Genomic DNA, 2,734 nt, shown 5'->3' on the forward strand with positions numbered 1-2,734 from the left:
TGAGGGGGGTTCTACGGTTACTCAACAACACCCGCAACCCCTTTTTTGAAGAAAATGTATTTTTTCTCATTTTCATGATTTTGGGCGTGTTTTCAGTGCTTTGCTTACCAAGAATTACCTTGGACCTAGGGTCATATGGCGTTTTATTGCGCCAAGGCTTTAGGGCTATGTCCTAGATATAGTGGCTCTACCCCGTCTATCCGCAAGAGGGGATGCCGTGGTGGCCAAATCACGCCTGATTTGGAGCAGACTCACCCTGATAGGGCGGCACGTCCGGGGTGAATCGGCGAAACTAATGTTCACAGACTGCCCGATTTTCAGGATTTCGGGGTCAGGTCCCGCTCAGGAAAGATGCGCGTGAGGTAGAATGCGAGGCCCAAACCGGGCAGCAACAGCATCAACGCGACCCGTAAGGTCAGCCATTCTGCAAGAAAGCCAATCAAGGGCGGGCCGATCAAAAAGGACGACATGGCGATCATGGCCATGGTGGCGATGTTTTGCGCCTCGTGTTCGTCGCCAAGGCTGGCGGCGGCAGAGATGCCCAAAGGAAAGGCAATCGATACGCCAAGCCCCGTCAGGGCCAGCCCGATGAACAAAGCCGGCATCCCTGGCAGGACCGTGGCGCAGACCAGACCTGCGATCGACAACCCCACCGTCAGGCGGGCGACGCCGCGCGCACCCAGACGCGCCTTCATAAAGTCACCGGCAAACCGACCCGCGGCGAGGAACCCCGCAAAGATCGTCACGGCCAGCCCTGCATCCTCGGGTGCGCCGCCTTGGCGTTCCGACAGATAGACGGCGGCCCAATCGTGCATGGCCCCTTCGACCAAGGTCACAAGCAACATGAACAAGGCGATCAGGAACAGCGCACGGGGCATGTCGCGGATCTTTTGGGGCTTGGGTGCGGGGCCGTCCTCTTGGCCCTGCAGTTTGGGCAGGGTTTGCGCGGCCCAGATGCCCAACCCGGCGGAGGTCGCGCAGATCACAAGGACGGCGATCACCGGACCAATGAAGAACAACGTTGTGGCCAGCAGCGACCCCACCATGACACCCAGCGCCCAGAACCCGTGACAGCGGGACATGATGTAGGTGTCGGCGGCTTTCTCAAGCCGACCGGCGTAGGTGTTCAGGGCGACCTCCATAAAGGCCACCACCGCGCCGACGCTGGCCAGCGCCAGAAAGAGGCTGATTTGCCCCGTCGCAAGGAACGGGGTCAGGATCAAAAGGGTCTGCACCGGCAGGCCCACCGTAAACGTGCGGCGGGGACCAAGCCGCGCCACGATCCGGCTGGCAAATTGCAGCACGACGATCAGGGCCAGCGGCATCCCCAGAAGCGCCAGTGCCAGATCGGCCTTGCTGAGGGACAACGTGTCTTTGATATAGGGAATCATCGCCAGCCACGCGCCGAAGGCCATGGGCTGCAGCGCGAAAAGCGCCATGATCAGAAGGGTGCCCCGCTTGGCGTCGCGTCTATCCATGACGCGACGCTATCAACCTTTGACGGCGGCACCAGTCGTTTTTTGTTTCGGGATGTAACGCAGCCCGATGAGGGTCAGGATCACCGCGAGATAGATCAGCGGCTCCGCCTCCCACACCTTTTGGACCATGATGAAGTGCACAGCCCCCAGCACGGCAATGGGGTAGACCAGTTTGTGCAGGTTGCGCCATGTGGCCGCCCCGAGCTTGCGCACCGAATAGTTGTTCGAGGTCGCAGCCAGCGGGATCATTGCAAGGAACGCCACCATGCCGATGGTGATATAGGGACGTTTCCAGATGTCCCCCCACATCTGTTCCCAACGCAGGGACATATCCAGCACCACCCAGATGCCCAGATGCACCACCACATAGACAAAGGCCATAACACCGATGGCGCGGCGGAACTTCAGCAGGTTGAGGCCCGCGAACCGGCGCAGGGGTGTGATCGCAAGGCCGATGATCAGCAGCTGCAGCGTGATCTCCCCCATTTCGCGTTCAAGGGTGTTGATCGGTTCAACCCCCATGGCGCCCGTAGCGGCCAGATAGAACAGCACCGGGATCGGCAGGGCATAGAGAAGATAGACCAGCCAGACAGGCACCTTGCGGGCAAAACGGTTGATGGGGTCGACGATGGCGGTCATGGGCGTGGCTTTCCTGATCGTGTCTTGGTGCAACCCATGTGGGCGATCGTCGGTTCAAAAGAAAGCTTTGTGACCGTATCCCACGGGGAGTTGAGGGGATGTTTCACTTAGTTCAGGTCCAGCGGGCCGCTGATGCTTTCGGTGCAGGCACGCAGCGTGAAGGGCGCGGGGTTGCCGCCCATATAGAGGGACCCCACGATCAGCCGCGCCCAACAGGTGGGCGGCACCGGATAGGGCGTTGTATCCTGGGCGATCATATAGATGTGCAGCGGGCCTTGGGGGGTGCTGCGTTGGGCGTAGTCGATGGAATTGCCAGCGGCCTCTGCCGCGTCATAGCGGTCCGACAGTGCGGGCATGGCGATGGCGCGGGCAAAGCCGCGCGCGGTGTCCCAGTCGCCGGCAAAGACGATCATCACATCGGGGTCGGTTCCCTGGACGGCGATATCATAGACGTAGCGGATAACGCCGTCGGGGTCGGCTGTGTTCAACGCTTGGGCGAAATTAGGCGGCGCCTGCACCGTAACAATCCGCGCGCGGTTGTTGAGACCAGCGAGGATGCCGTTGTCAGGGATCAACGCAGGCCGCGCCTCACCCGAGGCGAGGGCGTCACTTTGTTG

At 60.8% G+C, this 2,734-nt stretch carries 3 protein-coding genes; all 3 read right to left on the reverse strand.

The window, feature by feature from the left end; genetic code table 11:
- Positions 1-317: 317 nt before the first annotated feature.
- Entirely contained in the window at positions 318-1,478 is a 1,161-nt protein-coding gene (locus QZ653_RS14235; protein WP_296421043.1) for an MFS transporter, read from the reverse strand.
- A gap of 12 nt (positions 1,479-1,490) precedes the next feature.
- Complete coding sequence (gene msrQ, locus QZ653_RS14240; protein ID WP_296421046.1) at positions 1,491-2,117, reverse strand: protein-methionine-sulfoxide reductase heme-binding subunit MsrQ; 627 nt, start codon at positions 2,115-2,117, stop codon at positions 1,491-1,493.
- 107 nt (positions 2,118-2,224) lie between these two features.
- The coding region (locus QZ653_RS14245; protein WP_296421049.1) for a hypothetical protein at positions 2,225-2,734 on the reverse strand (510 nt) is incomplete at its 5' end.

This window comes from Pseudooctadecabacter sp. (assembly GCF_020627745.1).
Taxonomy (GTDB): Bacteria; Pseudomonadota; Alphaproteobacteria; order Rhodobacterales; family Rhodobacteraceae; genus Octadecabacter.

Bases quoted from the DNA above. Each gene is read 5' to 3' on its own strand.
- QZ653_RS14235 (WP_296421043.1), bottom strand. From the start codon at position 1,478: ATGGATAGACGCGACGCCAAGCGGGGCACCCTTCTGATCATGGCGCTT.
- msrQ (WP_296421046.1), bottom strand. From the start codon at position 2,117: ATGACCGCCATCGTCGACCCCATCAACCGTTTTGCCCGCAAGGTGCCT.